The organism is Streptomyces sp. NPDC054849 (genome assembly GCF_053610945.1).
Genome location: NZ_JBSGZI010000036.1, coordinates 1 through 20,269 on the forward strand (window position 1 = coordinate 1; position 20,269 = coordinate 20,269).

16 protein-coding genes are annotated in these 20,269 nt (G+C 74.0%); 13 read left to right on the forward strand and 3 right to left on the reverse strand.

The window, feature by feature from the left end:
- Positions 1 to 108 precede the first annotated feature (108 nt).
- Both ACWGIF_RS17895 and ACWGIF_RS17900 read right to left on the reverse strand, forming a co-directional pair.
- Positions 109 to 342, reverse strand: a complete 234-nt coding sequence (locus ACWGIF_RS17895; protein WP_453498080.1) for a chaplin — start codon at positions 340 to 342, stop codon at positions 109 to 111.
- 243 nt (positions 343 to 585) lie between these two features.
- Positions 586 to 996, reverse strand: coding sequence for a rodlin (locus ACWGIF_RS17900; RefSeq protein ID WP_453498083.1), 411 nt, complete (start codon positions 994 to 996; stop codon positions 586 to 588).
- Positions 997 to 1,367: 371 nt separating this feature from the next.
- Here ACWGIF_RS17900 and ACWGIF_RS17905 point away from each other — a divergent pair, with 371 nt between their 5' ends.
- From ACWGIF_RS17905 to ACWGIF_RS17945, 9 genes are all read left to right on the forward strand, one after another.
- A complete protein-coding gene (locus tag ACWGIF_RS17905; RefSeq protein ID WP_453498086.1) occupies positions 1,368 to 2,459 on the forward strand; it encodes a DUF3344 domain-containing protein in 1,092 nt (363 codons plus the stop codon).
- A gap of 20 nt (positions 2,460 to 2,479) precedes the next feature.
- Positions 2,480 to 3,667: a glycosyltransferase gene (locus ACWGIF_RS17910; protein WP_453498089.1), complete on the forward strand. Its 1,188-nt coding sequence runs from the start codon at positions 2,480 to 2,482 to the stop codon at positions 3,665 to 3,667.
- Positions 3,664 to 5,190, forward strand: coding sequence for an exopolysaccharide biosynthesis polyprenyl glycosylphosphotransferase (locus ACWGIF_RS17915; RefSeq protein WP_453498092.1), 1,527 nt, complete (start codon positions 3,664 to 3,666; stop codon positions 5,188 to 5,190). Before ACWGIF_RS17910 ends, ACWGIF_RS17915 begins: the two co-directional genes overlap by 4 nt.
- 62 nt (positions 5,191 to 5,252) lie before the next feature.
- Positions 5,253 to 6,608, forward strand: a complete 1,356-nt coding sequence (locus tag ACWGIF_RS17920) for an O-antigen ligase family protein (RefSeq protein WP_453498235.1) — start codon at positions 5,253 to 5,255, stop codon at positions 6,606 to 6,608.
- A 653-nt stretch (positions 6,609 to 7,261) separates the two neighbouring features.
- A complete protein-coding gene (gene murJ, locus ACWGIF_RS17925; RefSeq protein ID WP_453498095.1) occupies positions 7,262 to 9,106 on the forward strand; it encodes a murein biosynthesis integral membrane protein MurJ in 1,845 nt (614 codons plus the stop codon).
- Positions 9,096 to 9,872, forward strand: a complete 777-nt coding sequence (locus ACWGIF_RS17930) for a polysaccharide deacetylase family protein (protein WP_453498098.1) — start codon at positions 9,096 to 9,098, stop codon at positions 9,870 to 9,872. Before murJ ends, ACWGIF_RS17930 begins: the two co-directional genes overlap by 11 nt.
- 5 nt (positions 9,873 to 9,877) lie before the next feature.
- A complete protein-coding gene (locus ACWGIF_RS17935) occupies positions 9,878 to 11,227 on the forward strand; it encodes a glycosyltransferase (protein WP_453498238.1) in 1,350 nt (449 codons plus the stop codon).
- Between the two features lie 55 nt (positions 11,228 to 11,282).
- Positions 11,283 to 12,086 carry a lipopolysaccharide biosynthesis protein gene (locus tag ACWGIF_RS17940; RefSeq protein ID WP_453498100.1) on the forward strand — a complete coding sequence of 268 codons (804 nt, stop codon included), beginning with the start codon at positions 11,283 to 11,285 and terminating at the stop codon, positions 12,084 to 12,086.
- Positions 12,083 to 13,225 carry a GNAT family N-acetyltransferase gene (locus ACWGIF_RS17945; RefSeq protein WP_453498103.1) on the forward strand — a complete coding sequence of 381 codons (1,143 nt, stop codon included), beginning with the start codon at positions 12,083 to 12,085 and terminating at the stop codon, positions 13,223 to 13,225. The genes ACWGIF_RS17940 and ACWGIF_RS17945 overlap by 4 nt, the downstream gene beginning before the upstream one ends.
- Positions 13,226 to 13,230: 5 nt before the next feature.
- Here ACWGIF_RS17945 and ACWGIF_RS17950 read toward each other — a convergent pair whose 3' ends face one another.
- Positions 13,231 to 14,754 carry a glycosyl hydrolase gene (locus ACWGIF_RS17950; protein WP_453498106.1) on the reverse strand — a complete coding sequence of 508 codons (1,524 nt, stop codon included), beginning with the start codon at positions 14,752 to 14,754 and terminating at the stop codon, positions 13,231 to 13,233.
- A gap of 150 nt (positions 14,755 to 14,904) precedes the next feature.
- Here ACWGIF_RS17950 and ACWGIF_RS17955 point away from each other — a divergent pair, with 150 nt between their 5' ends.
- From ACWGIF_RS17955 to ACWGIF_RS17970, 4 genes are read left to right on the forward strand one after another with little or no spacing between them, the layout of a single operon-like run.
- The gene (locus ACWGIF_RS17955) at positions 14,905 to 16,434 is read left to right on the forward strand and encodes a carboxylate--amine ligase (protein WP_453498241.1); all 1,530 of its coding nucleotides are present in this window, start codon (positions 14,905 to 14,907) and stop codon (positions 16,432 to 16,434) included.
- Positions 16,435 to 16,492: 58 nt separating this feature from the next.
- Positions 16,493 to 17,803, forward strand: coding sequence for an NAD(P)-binding domain-containing protein (locus ACWGIF_RS17960; RefSeq protein WP_453498109.1), 1,311 nt, complete (start codon positions 16,493 to 16,495; stop codon positions 17,801 to 17,803).
- A gap of 25 nt (positions 17,804 to 17,828) precedes the next feature.
- Positions 17,829 to 18,101: a hypothetical protein gene (locus ACWGIF_RS17965; RefSeq protein WP_453498112.1), complete on the forward strand. Its 273-nt coding sequence runs from the start codon at positions 17,829 to 17,831 to the stop codon at positions 18,099 to 18,101.
- A 12-nt stretch (positions 18,102 to 18,113) separates the two neighbouring features.
- Entirely contained in the window at positions 18,114 to 20,198 is a 2,085-nt protein-coding gene (locus ACWGIF_RS17970) for a SpoIIE family protein phosphatase (protein ID WP_453498115.1), read from the forward strand.
- Positions 20,199 to 20,269 lie beyond the last annotated feature (71 nt).

Genomic DNA, 20,269 nt, shown 5'->3' on the forward strand with positions numbered 1-20,269 from the left:
TCCCGGCGCGCTGCGGGGGTGCTTTACCCGTGGGGGGCCGCGCGCCCCCCCGGCGCCCCCCCCCCCCCCACCCCGAGGAGGTCTGCCCTGGTGGGCGCAAGCACTGCGTCAGTGGTTGATGCAGACGTTGCCGAACGCGGGGTTCAGTGCACCGATGACGTTCACGGTGTTGCCGCAGAGGTTGACCGGGATGTGAACCGGGACCTGGAGCAGGTTGCCGGACAGGACGCCGGGGGAACCCTCGGCCTTGCCCACGGCGTCCGCGTCGGCCATGGCGGGGGAGGCTGCACCGGCTGCCATCAGAGCGCCGGCGGCCAGCACCACTGCCTTCTTGTACGTCATTTTGATTTCGATCCTTCCCGCAGAGGCGTATCCACTGCAGAATTAACAACGACTGGGCCGAGAAAAGGAAACCGCGTATCTTCGGCGACCTTCCGGCAATTCACTCCAACGTCTGGTTCGAATTCGGGGAGGATGCGGCTTCACGCTCACGATCCCGAATATCGCCGTGCGGATTCCGGGCCCCACATGCGGCGAGGCCGCCGCGACCCGAAGGTGCGACGGCCTCGCCGGCGGGACCTCGGGTCAGCTGCCGTTGGAGACGTTGCCGGAGAGGACCGGGATGTTGCTGAGGATGTGCGAGAGAGCCTCGTCGCCCTTGGCCTGGGTGGAGTTCTCGGTGCACTGCTGGTTCTGCGGGCTGGACAGGACCGGGATGTCCTGGACGCCGACGTTGACCAGGGCCAGCACGGACTGCACGTTGGCCTTCGCGGGGAGGGCGATGCAGGGCTTGTTGAACGAGCCCTGGATCAGCGCCATCTGCGGGCTCATGTTGCCGTAGGTGGCCTGGTTGCCGTAGATCTGCGCGGAGTTGTTGCCGTTGGCGGTGTTGATGCCGTTGTCGTTCCCGATGGCCATCGCCTGCGGCGCCATGGCGGCGCCGATGCCCACGACCGAGGCGGCAACCGCGGCCGAGGCCATCATCTTCTTGATCATTGTCGTCCCTTTTTTGCAGGATTGCCCGGTACTGGAGCACCCGGATCAACGGCCCTGCCCCGGTTCGGGTTGCGTGACTTCACCCGGATGCAGTCGTTTCGTCCTGTGGGGTTGACACTCGGGCGCTCACCGGGGCGTCGGCGGGGACCTGGATCAGGTCGCCGCCCGGGATGCCCGGGGACTCGCCGGTGAACATCGCCGCATTTCCTTTCGGTCGAACAATGGTGCACCTCATAACGACCCGCCCGTTGCGAGGGGGTGCGTGCCATCGCCCAAAAGGCCGTATGAGCGAGTCCGGCGTGATTTCAAGCCCGATTTCTGACAAAGTTCACTCCTGTTTTGTTCCGTTGATCGAAATTGGAGACAGGGTCATGGGTTCCTCCCGCAGAATCCTCGGCACGCTCGGTCTGCTGTCCTGCCTCACACTTTCGGTGACCGCGCCCACGGCAAGGGCCGCAGAGCCCGCGCCCAAGGAGTTGCCACGGGTTCCGTTCACGCAGCGTTACCAGGCTGTGCAGCACGGCGGGCTCGTGCGCGCCTCCAACTCCGGTATCAGCTGCCGCAGGGAGCAGGCCCCGCAGGCCGAGCCGTGCGGCCAGGTCCAACGGGGAGCGGCCGGGGTCAACAGCGACTTCGAGATGTTCTACAGCGAGGTCGACAAGGACCCCGACACCTACAACTCCACCCGGGCCGAACTCAAGGTGCCGAAGGGCGCGAAGGTCTCGTACGCCCGCCTGTACTGGGGCGGGAACCTGCGGGTGGGCGAGCAGAAGCCCCCGGAGGACAACAGCCGGGTGCTGGTGGCCGAGCCGCGCGGCGCCTACAAGGAGGTCCTCGCCGACACGGTCATGGGCCACCGCACGGACGCGGGAAGCGACGCCTACCAGGCGTCCGCCGATGTGACCCCGCTGGTCCGCAAGGGTGGCGCCGGGATGTGGACGGTCGCCCAGCTCAACATCGCCATGGGCCACTCCGATGTGGGGGCCTGGGGCGGCTGGACGCTGGTCGTCGCCTACGAGCACCCGCAGGAGCCGAAGCGCCGGGTCTCCCTGTGGGACGGCTTCGAGGGTCTCGCCGCCCGCGCGGGCGACGGGACGGTCCGGATGACCGGCCTGGACGCGCCGGCCGGGTCCGCGGGCCGGGTCGGGGTGGTCGCGTACGACGGAGACCGGGGCACCCTCGGAGACTCACTCACCGTGACGGCCGACAGTGGGCGCCGGGTCAGCCTCAGTGATGCAGAAAATCCTTTTAATGATGTTATGAATTCCACGATCACGGAATTCGGCGGCCAGTCGTTCGTGCGACAGCCCGAACATGTGAATAATCTCGGATATGACGCGGACGTGTTCGACCTCAGTCCCGCGCTGTCCGGAGGCGCCCGCAGCCTGAACTTCAGGTTCGCGGGCGAAAGTCAGGGTCATTTCCTCGGTGTGCTCTTCGTTCAGACAGACGCGCGCCGCTGAACGCAGGAGACCAACTCCACGTGCCCACACAGCCTCGGGCAGCAAAGCCCGCGACCGTCCTCCATCTCGTCCAGCCCGTCGACGGCGGCGTGGCCCGGGTCGTCACCGACCTCGTCCGCGCACAGACCGCCGAAGGCCTGCGCACCGTCGTCGGCTGCCCGCCGGGCGGCACGCTCGGCGACACCGCCCGGTCGGCCGGGGCCGAAGTGCTCACCTGGCGGGCCGGGCGGTCCCCCGGGCCCGGTCTGGCCGCCGAGGTCGTCGGCGCCCGGCGGCTGCTGCGCCGCGTCCGCCCCGACCTGCTGCACGCCCACAGCGCCAAGGCCGGGCTGGCCGGGCGGCTCGCCGCGCGCGGATCCCTGCCCACCGTCTTCCAGCCCCACGCCTGGTCCTTCGACGCGGTCGGCGGAGTCACCGCCGCGCTCGCCCTGCGCTGGGAGCGGTACGGGGCCCGGTGGGCCGACCGGGTGCTCTGTGTCAGCGAGGCCGAACGCCGCGCGGGGGAGACCGAGGGGATCACCGCCCGCTGGTCGGTGATCCGCAACGGGGTGGACCTGGACCACTTCCGCCCCGCAGGACCGGACCCCGGACAGGACAAGGCCCGGGCGCGCGCCGAGCTGCCGCTGCCCGCCGCCTTCCCGGCCGACGGGCCCCTCGCCGTCTGCGTCGGCCGCATCTGCCTCCAGAAGGGGCAGGACATCCTGCTGCGGGCCTGGCCGGAGCTGCTGGGCACCGTCCCCCGAGCGCGCCTCGCCCTCGTAGGCGACGGCCCCGACACCGAACGGCTGCGCCGCACGGCCCCGCCCGGAGTGCTCTTCGCGGGCGCCGCCGCCGACATCCGACCGTGGCTTCGGGCCGCCGATCTCGTTGTACTGCCGTCGCGGTGGGAAGGCATGGCGCTCGCCCCGCTCGAAGCCATGGCCTGTGGCCGGCCGGTCCTGGTCTCCGACGTCAGCGGTGCCCGGGAGAGCCTGCCGCCCGGCCAGGGACGTCTGTGCCTCGTGCCGCCGGAGGACCCGACGGCCCTGGCCAAGGCCCTGGGACGGCTGCTCGCCGAGCCGCGGCTCCTCGCCGAGCTCGGGGAGCAGGCCCGGGAGCACGCCCGGACCGACTTCGACGTGCGGCGGACCACGGACGCGGTCACCGGTCTGTACCACGAACTGCTGGGCAGGCCCCGGCCCTTGAACCAGGAGCGCATCAGCCGATGACGATGGACAGCGCACCCGCCCGGCACACCGGGCAAGGTGGCACGGGCCCCGCCGGCGGCAGCGCCTTCGCGCCTGCGCCCCACGCGGCAGCCCGCCGTTCCGTGACCGCCATCCACCCCCCGCGCGGGCCGAGGACGGATCAGGCCCGGTCCGCCCTGCGCCCGCGGCGGGTCCGCCGCCGCGGCCGGGTGCTCCCGATGCTCACCGCCGACACGCTGGCCGTCGCGGTCACCGTGACGACACTGCCCGGAGCGGGGCTGCCGGCCCTCGCGGCCGTGCCGGTCGCGGGACTGCTCGCCGCGCTGCACGCGCAGGCCGGGCTGTACCGGCCGCGGCTCGCACCCTCCGCGCTCCTCGAACTGCCCGCGATGGCCGGTCGGTCCGCCGTCCTGTGGTGCGGGGCGGCCGCCGTGGTGGCCGCCGTCGAGCCGGCCCGGGCGCTGGGCTGGAGCGTGCTGCTCGCCGCCGTCTGCCTCCAGGTCGTCCTGGCGTGCGCGGGCCGGGGTCTCGTCAACCAGCTCCAGCGGCGCGCGGCCGCGCGCCGGCCGGCCTCCGCCCTCGTCGTCGGCCCCGGCGCCGGGGCGAGCGCGGTGGCCGCCGCCCTGCACGGCCGCCCCGAGTTCGGGCTGCGGCCGGTAGGCCTCGCGGACACCGCGGCGTCCGCCGACGGGGACACCGGCGCCCTGCCGTTCCTCGCCACCCACGAGGACATCCGGCGCGCGGTCATCCAGAACTCCGTCACGCATGCGGTGTTCACCCGCCCGCCGGAGGCCGACGAGCGCACGGCCTCCCTGGTCCGGCTCTTCCACGACCACGGCTGCCGGCTGTGGCTCGCCGACCCGGCCGGGACCGCCAAGATCACCGGAATGCGGATGGCGCACCCGGCCGACCAGCTGTGGGGGTACGCCGTCCAGCCGCTGCTGCCCCGCCCGGCCCGGCCGGTGGAGCGCTGGGCCAAGCGGGGCATCGACTCCCTGCTCGCCCTGGTCGCACTGATCGCCGCCGCGCCCGTGATGGGCCTGTGTGCGCTGGCCGTACGGCTCTGGGACGGGCCGGGGGTCATCTTCCGGCAGGAGCGGGTCGGCCTGTACGGGCGCTCCTTCACCTTGCTGAAGTTCCGCACCCTGCGCGCCGACGAGCACGAGGCCGCCACCCGCTGGACGGTCGCGGGCGACCGCGGGATGAGTCCCGTGGGCTCCTTCCTGCGCAAGTCCTCGCTGGACGAGCTGCCGCAGCTGTGGAACGTCGTACGGGGTGACATGAGCCTGGTCGGCCCGCGCCCCGAACGGCCCTTCTTCGTCGCCAAGTTCTCCACCGTCCACCCCGGTTACGAGGCCCGCCACCGGATGCCCGTCGGCATCACCGGCCTCGCCCAGATCAACGGCCTGCGCGGGGACACCTCCATCGAGGACCGGGCCCGCTTCGACAACCACTACATCGACACCTGGTCGCTGTGGCAGGACCTGTGGATCCTCGCCCGCACCGCGGCCTCCTTCTTCCGCTTCCGGCTGGGGGGCAGCTGATGAGCCTCGCCGTCTCCGGCCACTGGGGCCGGAACGCCCACGGCACCGTCGTCCAGGGCCTGTTGCGCAGGCACTGGCCGCTGCTGCCGCTCGCCGCGACCGTGCTGTTCCTCCTCGCCCCGCTCCCGGCGGGGGACGCGACCGCCTCCGGGAAGGTCGGCCCGGCCGACGCCGCCTCGCTGCTGCTGGTGTTCGTCTGCGCGGTGCAGGCGCTGCGCGGGCGGGTCCGGGCGCTGACCCCGCTCGGCGTGCTCGTGCTCGGGACGCCCGCCGTCGGCCTCGCGGTCGCGACGATGACCGCCGGTGACCCGTACGCGGCCCTGCCGGGCTTCGTGCGCTACCTCCAGGTCTTCGTACTGGTCCCGGCCGCGGTCGTGCTGCTGGTCCGCGACGCCGCGGAGTTCCGGCTCGCCGCAGGGTGCTTCGTGGTCCTGGCGCTGGTGCAGGGCGCGGTGGGGGTCGTCCAGTTCGCCACCCACACCGGGGCCTCCTACCAGGGCGAGGAGATCCGGGCCGTGGGCACCTTCGGCCCCGGCGACGTCATGGGCATGGCCACGGTCGTGGCGTACGGGCTGGTCGTGGCGACCGCCGCCGCACTGGCCCCGGGGCTGCCGCAGCGGATGCGGCGGATCGCCGCGGGCTGCGCCCTCGTGCTGGTGCTGCCGCTGGTGTTGTCGTTCAGCCGGGGCGCATGGATCGCCACCTTCGGCGCGGCGGTGCTGGTGATGGGGCTGGCCGGGATCCGGCGGGCTCTTACCGTGCTCGCCGCGCTGGCCGCCGCCGCAGTGGTCCTGGTGGGCGGGCTCGGAGTCGGCTCCGAGATGGTCGCGGAGCGGCTGACCTCCATCACCCAGGTCTCCACTGCGCCCGACCAGTCGGTGACCGACCGCTACACGATGTGGGCCGCCGCCGAGTCGATGTGGCGCGAGCGGCCCGCCGTGGGGGTGGGGCTGAAGGGCTTCCCGGCCCACCGTGACGGGCACGCCTCCCTGGGGCTCTCCTCCGGCAGCGACACCGCGGGCGCGGGCCAGGCGTACCTTCGCCAGCCGCTGCTCTCCCCGCACAACATGTACCTGCTGATCCTGAGCGAGCAGGGCCTGATCGGGCTGACCGCGCTGGCGGGCGGCTGGGCGGCGCTGCTGGTCGCCGGGCTTCGGCGGCTCGGCTCTCCCGGGCGGATGCGGGACTGCGGCCTGATCGCGATCGGGCTGCTCGTATGGCAGCTGACCGACTTCCTCTACGCGGACATCGGCGGGCCCTCCACGGTGCTCACCGGCGTGATCATCGGCCTGGCGGCCTGGTGGGCGCTTCCCTCCCGGGGGGACGCGGGTCCACTGCGTGAGGCGGCCGTGGAATGCGGGGCCGTCTCCGGCGCGGGTTCACGGGGTAGGGCCCCCGGGGTTGCGGCTCGCCCGTGACGGACACCACGCCTTGGAGGCCCGCCTCCGGCTCCCCGGCCGGGGCGGGCCACACCCGTGTCCCGGGTGCCGCGGACCCCGGCCCGTCGTGGACGGACCCCGGCCGGGCCGGCTCCGCGCGGAACGGGCCCGTGGCCGGCCGCCACACCGGCCAGGATCCGACCGGAGCTCCGGGCGCGGCGGGTCCTGCGGCCCCCGCGGACCGCGGGTTCGTCGCCGGGAACCTGCCGGGACGCAACGGCCCTGCGGCGCCCCGTTCGGCAGCGGCCTCCGCAACCCGGGGCGTACCGGTCCCGTCCGATCCGAGCTTCGTGGCCGGTGGTGTGCCGGGCGGTGAAGCGGGTGCGCCGGAGGCGGTGTTCGGCTCCGGTGGGTACCGGCGCAGTGTGCCGGTGGCCGGGTGTGCCGGCGGCGGGCCGGAGAGTGAAGCGGGTGTGCGGGAGGCGGTGTTCGGCTCGGGTGGGTATCGGCGGAGTGTGCCCGTGGCCGGGCGTGGTGGAGGTCCGGAGGCGGGCGGGGTTCCCGGCTTGCCGGTCCCGTCCGATCCGGGTTTCGTGGCCGGTGGTATGCCGGGTGGTGAAGCGGGTGCGCGCACGGCCGTCTTCGGCTCCGCCGGGTATCCCGGCGGAGCCTCCGGGAGGGGCAGTGTGCAGGTGGCGGCGCGAGCCGCGCGCGGCTCCGCCGAAGCGCCCGAAGCCCAGGCGGCGCCCGCGGTCGGCCGGCTCCGGCGCGCGGGTGAGCCTTCCGTACCCGTGACCCCCGGCGGGCGCCACGCGGCCGGCGGCCGGCCCGGCCGGGTCCGGCGCGCCGCCGAGTCGTCCGCACCCGCCACCCCCGGCGGGAGCCGGAACGACGGCCCCTCCGAGCTCTCCGAGCCCGCCACCCCCGGCGGGAACCCCCCGCTGGGGAGGTTCCTGGCCAAGGCCGCCGCGGTCACCGCCGGGCTGACCGCCGCCGGGGCGGTGTTCGGGCTGGTCCGCGACCAGACCATCGCGCACCTCTTCGGCGCCGGGCACGACAGCGACGCCTTCCTGATCGCCTGGACCGTGCCCGAGATGGCCTCGACGCTGCTCATCGAGGACGCCATGGCCCTGCTGATGGTGCCCGCCTTCAGCCACGCACTGGCCCGCCGGGCGGCCAGCAGGGCCGGCCTCACGCGTAAGGAGGCCCGGGCGCAGGACCCCGTACGGCTGCTGGTGGGGGCGACCCTGCCGCGGCTCGCAGTGATCCTGGCCGCCGTCGCCTCCGTGCTCGTCCTGGCCGCTCCGGCCGTGGTCGCCGTGCTCGCGCCCGGCCTGCCGGACCCCCGACTGGCCGTCGAGTGCACCCGGCTCACGGCGCTGACGGTGGTCTCCTTCGGAATCGCCGGCTACTTCAGCGCGGCGCTGCGGGCGCACAGATCCTTCGTACCGCCCGCCGCGATCTACGTGTCGTACAACGTCGGCATCATCGGCACCATGGTGGCCCTGCACGCCCTGTGGGGCGTACGGGCCGCCGCCGCGGGCGTCGCCGTCGGCGGACTGCTGATGGTCCTCGTCCAACTGCCCGCCTTCATCCGCAACGTGGGTTTCGGCCTGCCCCGCGCGAAGAGGGCCGCCCCGCGCAGCCAGCGCGACCGCGACCGGCCCACTCTCATCGCCTTCGGGGTCATCGCCCCCGTGATCTTCTTCGCCGTCTTCCGGCAGTCGCAGGTGCTCGTCGAGAGGTTCCTCGCCGCTTCGCTCCCGTCCGGGGCGATCTCCCACCTCAACTACGCGCAGAAGGTCGCGCAGATGCCGATGGTGCTGTCCCTGATGATCTGCACCGTCACCTTCCCCGTCGTCGCCCAGGCCATGGCCGGCGGGGAGCGGGACAAGGCCCGGCGGCGGGTGGAGCGAGACCTCGCGCTGGCCTCGCTCGCCGTCCTGATGGGCACCGCTCTCGTCATCGGCTATGCGCCCCAGATTATCCAGGTCCTCTTCGAACGCGGCGCCTTCACCCACGAGGACACCCTCGCCACCGCCTCCGTCATGCGGGTCTACGGACTCGGACTCCTCGGCCACTGCCTCGTCGGGGCACTGTCCCGGCCCTTCTTCTCGACCGCCCGGCCCATCTGGTTCCCGGCGTTCGCGATGGGTGCCGGACTGCTCGTCAACGTCGTGGCCGGAGCCCTCGCCGTCGGCTGGTGGGGCACCTACGGGATCGCCGCCGCCAACGCCGCCGGCATCTCCACCACCGCCGCCCTGCTGCTCACCGGCCTCGGCTCGCGGATCATCGCCATCCAGGTCCGCCGGGTCGCCGTCAGCATCGGACGGCTCGCCGTGGCCGCCGTCGCGGCCTGCGCCACCGGCTGGATCGCCGGGCCCATGATCCCCGACCCGATGCTCAGCGCCGCCCTCGGCTGCCTGCTGGTCCCGGCCATGTTCGGAGCCACCGGCATGGCCATACGCGCCCTCGAAGTCACCGCCCTGCCCGGTCAGATCTCCCAGTTCACGCAGAGGTTCCGCAATGTCCGCTGACACCGACACGGCCCCCGCCGCCGTGGTGGCACCCACCCGCCGGACCGCTTCGCCGTGGGTCCTGATGTACCACTCGGTCGCCGAGTTCACCGATCCCGCCGAGGACCCGTACGGGATCACCGTCACCCCGCTCGCCCTGGACGCCCAGCTGCTGTGGCTGCGCTCCCGCGGCCTGCGCGGGGTGTCGGTCGGCGAACTGCTCCGGGCCCGCGCGGCCGGGCGTGGCGCCGGTCTGGTCGGGCTGACCTTCGACGACGGCTACACCGACTTCCTCACCCACGCGCTTCCGCTGCTGCGCCGCCACGACTTCACCGCCACCCTGTTCGTCCTGCCCGGGCGGCTCGGCGTGGACAACGTGTGGGACCCGCTCGGTCCGCGCAAGTCCCTGCTCACCGCCGAGGGCATCCGCGAAGTCGCCGAGGCCGGGCAGGAGGTCGGCTCGCACGGGCTGCTCCACCAGGACCTCACCGCGGCCACCGACGAGGTGCTCCATCAGGAGCTGCGGGGCAGCCGCGACCTGTTGCGCGAGCTGACCGGGGTCCTGCCCGAGGGGTTCTGCTACCCGTACGGGCACCTCGACGCCCGGGTCGTCGACGCCACGCGGGCCGCCGGGTACGGCTACGCCTGCGCCATCGACCCCGGACGGCTCGCGGGCCCGCACGCCCTGCCCCGTACGCACGTCAGCCAGGCGGACGGCGGCGCCCGGCTGAGGATCAAGCAGATGCGCCACCAGGCGCAGCAGCTGCGGCGGGCGGTGTACCGGTGAAGCCGATCGAGGCGGTCAGGGCACTGCACATCATCACGGGGCTCGGGGTCGGCGGCGCCGAACAGCAACTGCGGCTGCTGCTGAGGCACATGCCGATGCCGTGCGACGTGCTGACGCTGACCAACCCCGGGCCGGTCGCCGAGGGCCTGCGCGCCGACGGGATCCGGGTCGTGCACCTGGGGATGCGGAGCAACCGGGACCTCGGGGCGCTGCCGCGGCTGGTGAAGTTCATCCGGCGCGGCCAGTACGACCTCGTGCACACGCACCTGTACCGCGCCTGCGTGTACGGGCGCATCGCGGCCCGGCTCGCGGGCACCGGGACGACCGTGGCCACCGAACACTCTCTCGGTGACGGCGAGATCGAGGGCCGGCCGCTGTCGGGCGGGGTGCGGGCGCTGTACCTGGCCAGCGAACGCCTGGGCGCGGCGACGGTGGCCGTGTCGGACACGGTGGCAGCCCGGCTGGAGGGGTGGGGGGTGCCGGCCGCGCGGGTGCACGTCGTACCGAACGGGATCGAGGCCGTCCGCTTCCGCTTCGAGGAGGGTGTGCGGCGGGCCACCCGGGCCCGGACCGGGCTGCCCGAGCGGGCGTTCGTGGTCGGCGGGGTCGGGCGGCTGGTCCCGGGCAAGCGCTTCGACGTCCTGGTGCGGGCCGTGGCCGCGCTGCCGGGGGCGCACCTGCTGCTGGCCGGGGACGGGCCGGAGCGGGCGAGGCTGCGCCGGCTGGCCGCCGAACTCGGCGCGCAGAGCCGGATCCACCTGCTGGGGGAGCGGGACCCGCTGGGCGACAGCGCGGACGGCCGCACGCCCGGGATCCCGGCGCTGCTGGCCGCCATGGACGTCTTCGTCTCCCCGTCGCGGGAGGAGGCGTTCGGGCTCGCGGTCGTCGAGGCCCTGGCCGCCGGACTCCCCGTCCTGCACGTGACCTGCCCGGCCATCGACGACCTGCCCGCCGCCCAGGCTCCCGGGGCCCGCCGCATCGGCACCGGCACGGAGGAACTGGTCGCGGCGCTGCGCGGCCACATGGAGGCGGGCGTACGGCGGCTGCCGCCGCCGCCCGTGGTCCGCCGCTACGACATCGCCCACAGCGCGCGCCGGCTGCTGGACGTGTACGACCTCGCACTTTCGGCTGCGCCGGGCTCTGCCGGGGTGGTCCGGGGCTCCGACCCGCCGGCCCGCAGGGGCTCCGCCCCCGTCCCCGCGCCTCAATCGCCGGCGGGGCTGAAGGAGCGGGGCTCCGCCCCGGACCCCGCGCCTCAAACGCCGGCGAGGCTGAAAGATCGGGCCCCTGCGCCTCAGGCGTCGGCCGGACTGACAGAGCGGGGCGCCGCGCCGGGTGGCGCCGGCGCCCGCTGATCCGTATCCCCCCGCTCGAAGGAACCCGCACTTCACTCAGGAAGCGAGTACGACCATGGCCGACACCGACACCGACACCGACACCGACACCGAGACCGCCGGGGAGAAGAAGTCCGCGAAGAACTCCGCGAAGAAGCCCGACCACCGTTCCGGGAGGAGGTCGCGGCGGCGGCTCACGCGGCCTCCCGTGTGGTGGCCCCTGCCCGCCTGCGCCCTGCTGGGGCTGGCAGCGGGCGGGGCGTACGGCGTGCTCAAGGCCCCCGAGTACGCCGCCACCAGCTACATCGTCGCCGTGCCCGACGACACCACCGAGCCGGCCACCGCCCTCGGCTTCGCGCAGGCGTACGCTCGGATCGCCACCAGCAACTCCACCCTCGCCTATGCCCAGCCCCGCGCGGGCATCAACGCCCGGCAGCTGCGGACCCAGGTACGCGCCGAGACCTCCCCCGAGTCCCCGATGATCGCCATCACGGGTACGTCGAAGAGTCCGGCCGAGGCCGCCGACATCGCCAACGCGGTCGCCGACGCCCTGTCGCTGAGCAGCAATCAGGCCGCCAAGAACACCGGTGTCCAGCTGCTCCTCTTCAGCCAGGCCGTGGCCCCCTCCGATCCCGCCTCCCCGTCCGCCGCCATCAGCGCAGCCGTGGGCACGTGCGCCGGCGGGCTGCTGGGCGGCCTGTGGCTGCTCGCCCGGCCGGGCCGGGCGCGGCGACCCGGGGAGCGGCCGGTCGCGTCCTCGGCCGCTTCCACGGTGGAATCCGCGGCGGAGTCCACCGTCGAGCCCCCGGTCGAGGAGTACGCCTCGCTCCCGGCCCAGGGTGAGCCGGCCTCGGCCAAGGAGAAGGAGTCCGTGCGATGAGCGCGGGCTCCGCCGGGGCCCTGTCGGTGACGCTGTGCCGCGACCCCCGGCAGTTCGCCGCGCTGGAGGAGCCGTGGAACCGGCTCTTCCGCAGCTGTCCCACCGCCACCCCCTTCCAGAGCCACGCCTGGCTGCACTCCTGGTGGCTGTCGTACGGGAAGGACGGCCGGCTCCGGATCGTCCTCGTGCGGCGCGGCGAGGAGCTGGTCGGCGTGGCGGCGCTGATGCTCGTCCACCGGCCGATGCCGCTGCTGGTTCCGCTCGGCGGCCCCATCACCGACTACTTCGACGTACTCGTGGCCGCGGAGCACGCCGACCAGGTCGTGCCGGCGCTCGCCCGCGGGCTGCACCGGGCCGCCCGCGGTGCGGTCGTCGACCTGCGGGAGGTACGTCCCGGGGCCACCGCCGAGGAGCTGTACCGGCAGTGGCCCGGCGTCGGCAGCAAGCTCACCGACTCCACCTGCATGGAGCTGCCCACGCTGCCGTTCGACGAGCTGGTCAAGCGGATGCCGGCCTCCGGAGCCCAGCGGGTGCGGGCCAAGCTGCGCAAGACCGACGCCGCCGGGATCGAGGAGTACGAGGTCACCGAGCAGGAAGTGCCTCGTGCCGTACGGACGCTGCTGCGGCTGCACGAGAAGCAGTGGCGCGGCCGCGGGGTCACCCCCGAGCACCTGAGGCCCCGCTTCGCCGAGCACCTGACCCGGGCCACCCGGCGGATGGTGCGGGCGGGGGAGGGCCGGCTGACGGAGTTCCGGCTGGACGGGAAGGTGGTGGCGGCCAACGTCACGCTGCTGTCGGCCGGACTCAGCGGCGGCTACCTGTACGGGGCCGACCCGGACCTGCGGACGCGCAAGGTGGACGTGGCGACGCTGCTGCTGCGCTACGAGGCCGGGCGGGCGCTCGCCGAGGGCCGGCCGGTGGTGAGCTTCCTGCGCGGCAACGAGCCGTACAAGAACCACTGGCGGCCCGAGACCGTCGTCAACCAGCGGTTCCTGCTGGCCACCACCGCGCTCGTGCCCCTGATGCGGCTGCACGAGTCGCAGGTGACGGGGCGCGAGCGGGCGGTGGACGCGTTGCGGGAGGCGCTGCCGGCCGCCAGGGACTGGCGGGCGCGGCTCAACGAACTGCGCGTGCGATGACCCGCCTAGAAGGGCCAGAAGTACGAGTCCCTGCCCCAGTCGAGCTCGATGCAGACCGACTGCCTGCCGACCAGCTCGGAGAGCCAGTCGCCGAAGTTGATCGGCACGCACCACTGCGTGCCGTTGACGGGCGGCTCCTCCGGCTCCGGCTCCGGCAGGGGCGTCGGCGGGAGCGGGCTCGGGGTGGCGGGCGACGGCACCACGGGCGAGGGCACCGCGGGCGACGGTACGACGGGCGACGGCGAGGGGACGGTGACGTCGGGTGTCGGGACCGCCGGCGAGGGCACGGGGACCGCGGGCGTCGGGACGAGCGGGCTGGGGGTGACCGGCGCCGGGACCTCCGGGCTCGGGTCCACGGGCGAGGGCTCGGGGATCGCGGGCGTCGGGACCTGCGGGGTCGGGACCTGCGGGGTCGGGACCTGCGGGGTCGGGATCGCGGGCGTGGGCACCACCGGCGTGGGCACCACCGGTGTGGGCACGACCGGGGTCGGGACCACCGGCGTGGGGACCACCGGCGTGGGGACGACCGGGGTCGGGGTCACCGGCCCGGGCTGCTCGGGCCGCAGGGCGGCGCGGAACGCCTTCGAGGACGCCGGGTTCTGCTTGCACTGCCACACGCCGTGGGGGCAGTAGTCGGTGATGGTGTGGTAGAGCGGCTTGTGCTGCTCGATCCACTTCAGCATGCGCCGCACGTACTCCGGGTTGTCCCCGCGCCGGAACAGCCCCCACTCCGGGTACGAGATCTCCTTGCCGTGTGCCTTCGCGAAGTCGACGTGCCGCTGGAGCCCGTACGGCTGGGTGATCTGGTCGTCGAAGGTCCGGCCGGGGCCTTGGTCGTACGAGTCCATTCCGATGATGTCGACCACGTCGTCGCCGGGGTAGCAGTGCGTCCAGCCGATCGCGTCCGTACCGCGGTTCGGGGCGAAGTCGAACTTGAACTTCTGGCCGGGAACCCCGCGCATCGCGGTGACGACGCGCCTCCAGTACGCCTTCCAGTTCTCCGGGTCCGGCGCGCAGCGGTGCGTGTAGGTGACGCCGTTCATCTCCCAGCCGAGCACGATCACCGTGTCCGGGACGCCCAGCGACACCAGCCGCTCGGCGAGCCGCTCGAAGTGCCGGTCGAAGCGGCCCTGCGCCCCCGCCCTGATCAGCCGGGCCACCTGGCGGTCGGACACGCGGCCTTCGTTCCGTTCCTGCATGGGCACGTTGAGGACGAACATCCGGTCGTCCGCCGCCTGGCGCCACGCGGCCCAGTCCTCAAGGAAGGAGACCCTGCCCTCGATGCCCTCCCACGAGTCACCCGGCAGGTAGGTGTGGCCGACCCGGATCTCCTTGCCGCCCAGCCAGCGCGACAGGTACGGGATCCGCGCCACCCCGGGCGGGCCGTAGTCGAGGTAGGCGCCCATGGCGATGTCGGAGCCCTGGGTCCGGTCCTCCTCGGGCGTCGCGAGTGCGGCTCCGGTGGCCAGCAGTCCGGCCGTGACCGTACCGATGCAGGTGGTCACCAGTCGGCGGCGTGGTGTGGGCATGGCGTCTCCCGAGCTTTCCTGAACCGGTGTGCTTTCCAAAGACGTTAGGCATCAAATCTGACGAATGGCCTGTCCGGTGGGCTCTGTATAGGCCATTAGCAGGCGCACATCACCCCCGCTTGGTCCGACTAGGTGAAAGACACGGATGCCATGCACGCGTTCGCCAACCAGGTGCCCGCCGTTGTGCTCAGACTCGACCGCAATCCGTTCCACCACGGAACGCTCGGCGCCGTCAGATCGCTTGGCCGCAAGGGCGTGGAGGTCCATGCCGTCGTCGAGGCCGGGGGAGGTCCCATGGGGCGTTCGCGCTATCTGCGTGCCGTGCACCCCGGACCGGCCGGCGGGCTGGACCCCGAGGTGCCCGAGGCGTTGCTGGAGTGCCTGACCGGTGTGTCGGAGCGGATCGGCCGCCCGGCCGTGCTCGTCGCCATGGACGACCTGAGCGCCATCGCGGTGTCCCGCGTCGCGCCGATGCTCCGCGAGCGTTTCCGGATTCCCCATCAGCCCGACAACCTGCCCGCCCGCGTGGCCGACAAGGCGGAGCTGTCGGGGCTCTGTTCGCGGTGGGACGTCCCGCACCCGGAGACGGTGATCCCGGCGAGCGGGGCCGAGGCGGCGGATGCGGCCTGGCGGCTCGGCCTGCCACTGGTCGCCAAGTGGAGCCGGCCCTGGCTGCTGCCCTCCGGGGCGGATGGGCTGCGCAGCACCACCTTGGTGCACACCGCGGCCGAGGCGCGCCGGCTGCACGAGCGCTCGGCGGAGGCCGGGAGCCGGCTGCTGCTCCAGCGGTTCCTGCCCGCCGGGCCGGACACCGACTGGTTCTTCCACGGCGCCTTCACGCGGGGCGGGCTTCCGCTGCTCGTGGGATCGGGCCGCAAGGAGCTGTCCTGGCCGGTGCGGACGGGGCTGACGGCGGTGGGTCGCTGGCTGCCGGACCCGACGGTGGAGGAGGCGGGTCTGCGGCTCGCCGAACGGCTCGGCTACCAGGGGATCCTGGACCTGGACTTCCGCAGGGACGAGCGCGGCTGCTTCCGGCTGGTGGACTTCAACCCCCGCCCGGGGGCGCAGTTCCGGCTGTTCGCGGACGCCTCCGGGCTGGACGTCGTCCAGGCGATGTACCTGGATCTGACGGGTCAACGGGTACCGCCGCCCGTAGGCGGGCCGGGCCGGGTGTTCGTCGCCGAGAACTACGCGCTGCTCGCGGCGGTCCGCGGCGCGTCGCTGCCGCGGCGCCGCGCGGCGCAGGGCCTCACGGACCGGTCCGGGGCGGCCGGGCCGGGACAGCCGGCCGCTCCCGTCGCTCCCGCCGGAGCCGCCGGAGCCGCCGGACCGATCGGGCGGGCCGGACCGGTCGCGGACCGGGGAGGAGCCCCGGATCGGGTCATGGGTGGGGTCACGCAACGGGCCGCCGAGCGGGGGCGGGTCGAGATGGCATGGTTCGCCGCCGACGACCTGCTGCCGTTCCTGGCGATGCTCGGCGCCTTTCTGGGGCGCGGCGCGGGGAAGGGCGTAAAGGCCCTGCGCGGGGTCCCGGCACAGGGGCGCCGCACGGCGCGCGCGGTCGCCTGCGCGCCCCGGCAGCGAGGCCTGGACCCGCCGCCCGCCGCCTCCGCGGGGCCGGCCTCCCGGCCCGTCCCGCCGGAGGCCTCGGCCGAGCCGGACGAGCTGGTGACCCGTTGACCACGACCGGCGCGGCGGACCGGGCCGGGCCGGTGACCATCGATCTGGAGGAGGGGCCGTGACGCGGACCGACGACCTGGTGGTGATCGGCGCGGGCCCGTACGGGCTGTCCATCGCCGCCCACGCCGCGGCCGCTGGGCTCGGCGTACGGCTGTTGGGGCGGCCCATGGCCTCGTGGCGCGACCACATGCCCCACGGCATGTACCTGAAGTCGGAGCCCTGGTCCTCCAACCTGTCCGCGCCCGACGGTCGGCACACCCTGGCCGAGTACTGCGCCGCCCGCGGCCTGGTCGCGGAACACGGCACTCCGCTGCCGATCGGCACGTTCAGCGGGTACGGGATGTGGTTCGCCCGCCAGGCCGCACCCGCAGTGGAGGAGGTGACCGTCACGGAAGTGACCCCGCAGGGCGACGGCTTCCGCATCCGCACCGCCGAAGGGCCGCCCCTGACCGCCCGTACGGTCGCCCTCGCGGTCGGCGTGATGCCGTTCGTCCGCCGGCCGGAGGCACTGCGGGACCTGCCGCCCGGCCACTCCTCGCACAGCACCGGCCACCGGGACCTGAGCCGCTTCTCCGGGCACGAGGTCGCCGTGCTGGGGGCCGGGCAGGCGGCCCTGGAGACCGCCGCCCTGCTGGCGGAACAGGGCGCCCGGCCGTGCCTGGTGGCCCGGCGCTCCCGGCTGAACTGGAACACCGTCCCGCAGCCCCTGGGCCGGCCCCCGCTGCACTCACTGCGCCATCCCCACAGCGGCCTCGGCACGGGCTGGCGCACCTGGGCGTGGTCGGAGCTGCCGTGGGCGGTGCGCCGGCTGCCCGCGCACACCCGCGAGCGGATCGCGGCGACCGCACTGGGACCGGCCGGCGCCTGGTGGCTGCGGGACCGTTTCGAGCGGCGCGTCCCCGTCCTGCTCGGGCACCGGCTGCACCGGGCGGCCGCGGCGGGCGAGCGGACCCGCCTCGGGCTGACCAACCGGGCGGGCGAGTCGGTGGTGCTGGACGTCGCGCACGTCATCGCCGCCACCGGCTTCGCCCCGGACCTGGCCCGGCTGGAGCTGCTCGACGCGGGGCTGCGGGCCGCGCTGGCGACGGTGGGGGACGGCGGGTCGCCGGAGCTGAGCCCCGGGTTCGAGTCCTCGTGGCCCGGACTGTTCTTCGCGGGGCTGCTGGCGGCTCCCTCATTCGGACCTTCCATGCGATTCGTGCACGGTGCGGGGTTCACGGCGGGGAGACTGGTGAAAGGAGTCCGCAAGCGCCTCGGTGCCCGGGGGCCGCTGTCGGGCTCCCCCGGCACTGCCCGGCTCGACCGGGCTGCTTCCCCCGGATGCTGTCAGGGGGAGGCCCCGGGGCATCCGAAGACGTGTCTGCGGTGAGATCCGCGGTGAGAAGGGGTCCGTGATGAGCGCGGAGCGAGCACAGGGCGGCCGCGGCTGGGTACGCATTCCCGCCAGCCGTGCGGAACAGTCCCCCACGACGTCCCCCACGACCAGGACCGCCGGGTACGAACACGCCCCGTACACGGGCCCGTACGCGACGGCGTCCCCCGCCGACCAGCCCACGATCTACCTCTCCGTCGTCAAGCGCTGGCGGGAGGCCGGGCGCACCCTGCCGGGGCATCCTGACGAGGAGTGGGAGCGGTTGATCTCCCAGCCGTACTGGCCGGGCCGTTAGGGGGTGTGGGACGTGGCAGCGGCGGAGCGCGACGGAGCCCGGCCGGGCCGGCGGTCCCCGGTGACCGCGCCCGGGGAGCGGCTCGCACTGAACGGGATGGGCAGCTTCGAGTGGGACCTGGGCACGGGCACCGTGCTGCTGGACGAGGCCGCGATGGAGGTCTTCGACCTGGCGCCCGACGAGTTCGACGGCACCCCGGAGGGTGTCGCGCTGCGCATCCCGCCCGAGGATGCCGGCCGGCTGCGCGGAACCATCACCGGGGTCCTGGAGAGCGGCGAGGACACGTACGGCGCGTACTTCATGGTGCACCGGCGCGACGGGCGCGACCAGTGGACGCACACCTCGGGCCGGGTGCTCCGGGACGGCGGGGGACGGTCGCAGCACATCGTGGGCATCGTGCGGGACGCGACGGCGGAGCTGGCCCACGCCACGCTGCTGCGCAAGCTGGAGGCGGCGCGCGCCCAGCAGACGACCATCGTGCAGCGGACCACGGACGTCCTGTCGCGGGCGGTGACGGTCGACGACGTCACGGCCGCACTGACCGGGGCGGGCGCACTGGAGCGGCTCGGTGCCGACGGACTGGCCCTCGGGCTGGTCGAGGGCGGCACGATGAAGATCATCGCACTGAGCGGGGAGTCGCTGGAGATCCTCAGCGAGCGCCGGTTCACCCGGCTGGACGGTTCGCTGCCGCTGTCGCACGCGGTGCTCACGCGGCAGGCACGTTTCGTCACCTCGCTCAGCGAGCTCGGCGGCGAGTTCCCGCTCCTCGCGGACTATCTGAACCGGATCCAGTTCAGCGCGGCCGCGTACCTGCCGCTGATCGCGCAGGCCAAGGCCATCGGCGGACTGGTCCTCTTCTACCGGCGGCGCAGCGAGTTCAGCCCGGAGGAGCGCAACCTGTGCCTGGGCCTGGCCGGCATCGTGGCCCAGTCCCTGCAGCGGGCGCTCCTCTTCGACCAGGAGCGCGAGTTCGCGACGGGCCTGCAGGCCGCCATGCTTCCGCGCCGGATCCCGGACATCACGGGCGGGGAGATCGCGGTCCGCTACCACGCCGCCTGGAGCGGGCGGGAGGTCGGCGGGGACTGGTACGACGTGATCGCGCTGCCCCGTGACCGCGTCGGCGTCGTCGTGGGCGACGTCCAGGGCCACGACACGCACGCGGCGGCCATCATGGGCCAGCTGCGGATCGCGCTGCGGGCGTACGCGGGGGAGGGCCATTCGCCGTCCACCGTGCTGGCCCGGGCCTCGCGCTTCCTCGCCGAACTGGACACCGAGCGCTTCGCCACCTGCATGTATGCGCAGGTGGACCTGGAGACGGGAGGCGTACGGGCGGTCCGCGCGGGCCACCTCGGCCCCCTGATCCGGCACACGGACGGGCGTACGGGCTGGCCCAACGTGCGCGGCGGCCTGCCGCTCGGGCTGGCCTCGCTCTTCGAGCGGGAGGAGTTCCCCGAGACCCGGCTCGACCTGGTCCCCGGGGAGACGCTGGTGCTGTGCACGGACGGCCTCGTGGAGGAACCGGGCACGACCATCACCCAGGGCATGGAGGCCCTGGCCCACGCGGTGCGCACCGGACCCCAGGGTGCCGGTGCGCTCGCCGACCACCTCTTGGACCGGCTCTGGGAGCGCTGGGGCTCCGGGGACGACGTGGCGCTGCTGGTGCTGCGCAGGGCCCCCGACCCGGGCACCCACCGGGCGCCGCGCATCCACCAGTACGTCCACCAGGCCGACCCGGAAGGCCTCTCGGAGGCCCGCTACGCCCTGCGCCAGGCCCTGCGCGACTGGGGCATGCCGCAACTCGCCGACGACGTGGAGCTGGCGGCCGGGGAACTGCTGGTCAACGCCCTGCTGCACACCGACGGCGGGGCGGTGCTGACCATGGAGGTGCTGCCGGAACCGGTCCGGCGGATCCGGCTGTGGGTCAAGGACCGGTCGAGCGTGTGGCCGCGCCGGCGCACCCCGGGCGAGGCGGCCACCACCGGGCGCGGGCTGCTGCTGGTGGACGCGCTGGCCACGCACTGGGGCGTGGAGTCCCGCGGCGACGGCAAGGCGGTGTGGTGCGAGTTCGACGTCGACAGCCCCCGAAGCGCGGGGTGACCGGATGGTCACCCCGGGTTGTGGGGCGCCGGGGGCGGGGTGATGATGCGGACCATGGAACGGATCGTGTT

What these genes read in the sequence shown, in the direction of transcription:
- ACWGIF_RS17895 (WP_453498080.1), bottom strand. Translation starts at nt 342, where the DNA reads ATGACGTACAAGAAGGCAGTGGTGCTGGCCGCCGGCGCTCTGATGGCA.
- ACWGIF_RS17900 (WP_453498083.1), bottom strand. Translation starts at nt 996, where the DNA reads ATGATCAAGAAGATGATGGCCTCGGCCGCGGTTGCCGCCTCGGTCGTG.
- ACWGIF_RS17905 (WP_453498086.1), top strand. Translation starts at nt 1,368, where the DNA reads ATGGGTTCCTCCCGCAGAATCCTCGGCACGCTCGGTCTGCTGTCCTGC.
- ACWGIF_RS17915 (WP_453498092.1), top strand. Translation starts at nt 3,664, where the DNA reads ATGACGATGGACAGCGCACCCGCCCGGCACACCGGGCAAGGTGGCACG.
- ACWGIF_RS17930 (WP_453498098.1), top strand. Translation starts at nt 9,096, where the DNA reads ATGTCCGCTGACACCGACACGGCCCCCGCCGCCGTGGTGGCACCCACC.
- ACWGIF_RS17940 (WP_453498100.1), top strand. Translation starts at nt 11,283, where the DNA reads ATGGCCGACACCGACACCGACACCGACACCGACACCGAGACCGCCGGG.
- ACWGIF_RS17945 (WP_453498103.1), top strand. Translation starts at nt 12,083, where the DNA reads ATGAGCGCGGGCTCCGCCGGGGCCCTGTCGGTGACGCTGTGCCGCGAC.
- ACWGIF_RS17950 (WP_453498106.1), bottom strand. Translation starts at nt 14,754, where the DNA reads ATGCCCACACCACGCCGCCGACTGGTGACCACCTGCATCGGTACGGTC.
- ACWGIF_RS17955 (WP_453498241.1), top strand. Translation starts at nt 14,905, where the DNA reads ATGCACGCGTTCGCCAACCAGGTGCCCGCCGTTGTGCTCAGACTCGAC.
- ACWGIF_RS17965 (WP_453498112.1), top strand. Translation starts at nt 17,829, where the DNA reads ATGAGCGCGGAGCGAGCACAGGGCGGCCGCGGCTGGGTACGCATTCCC.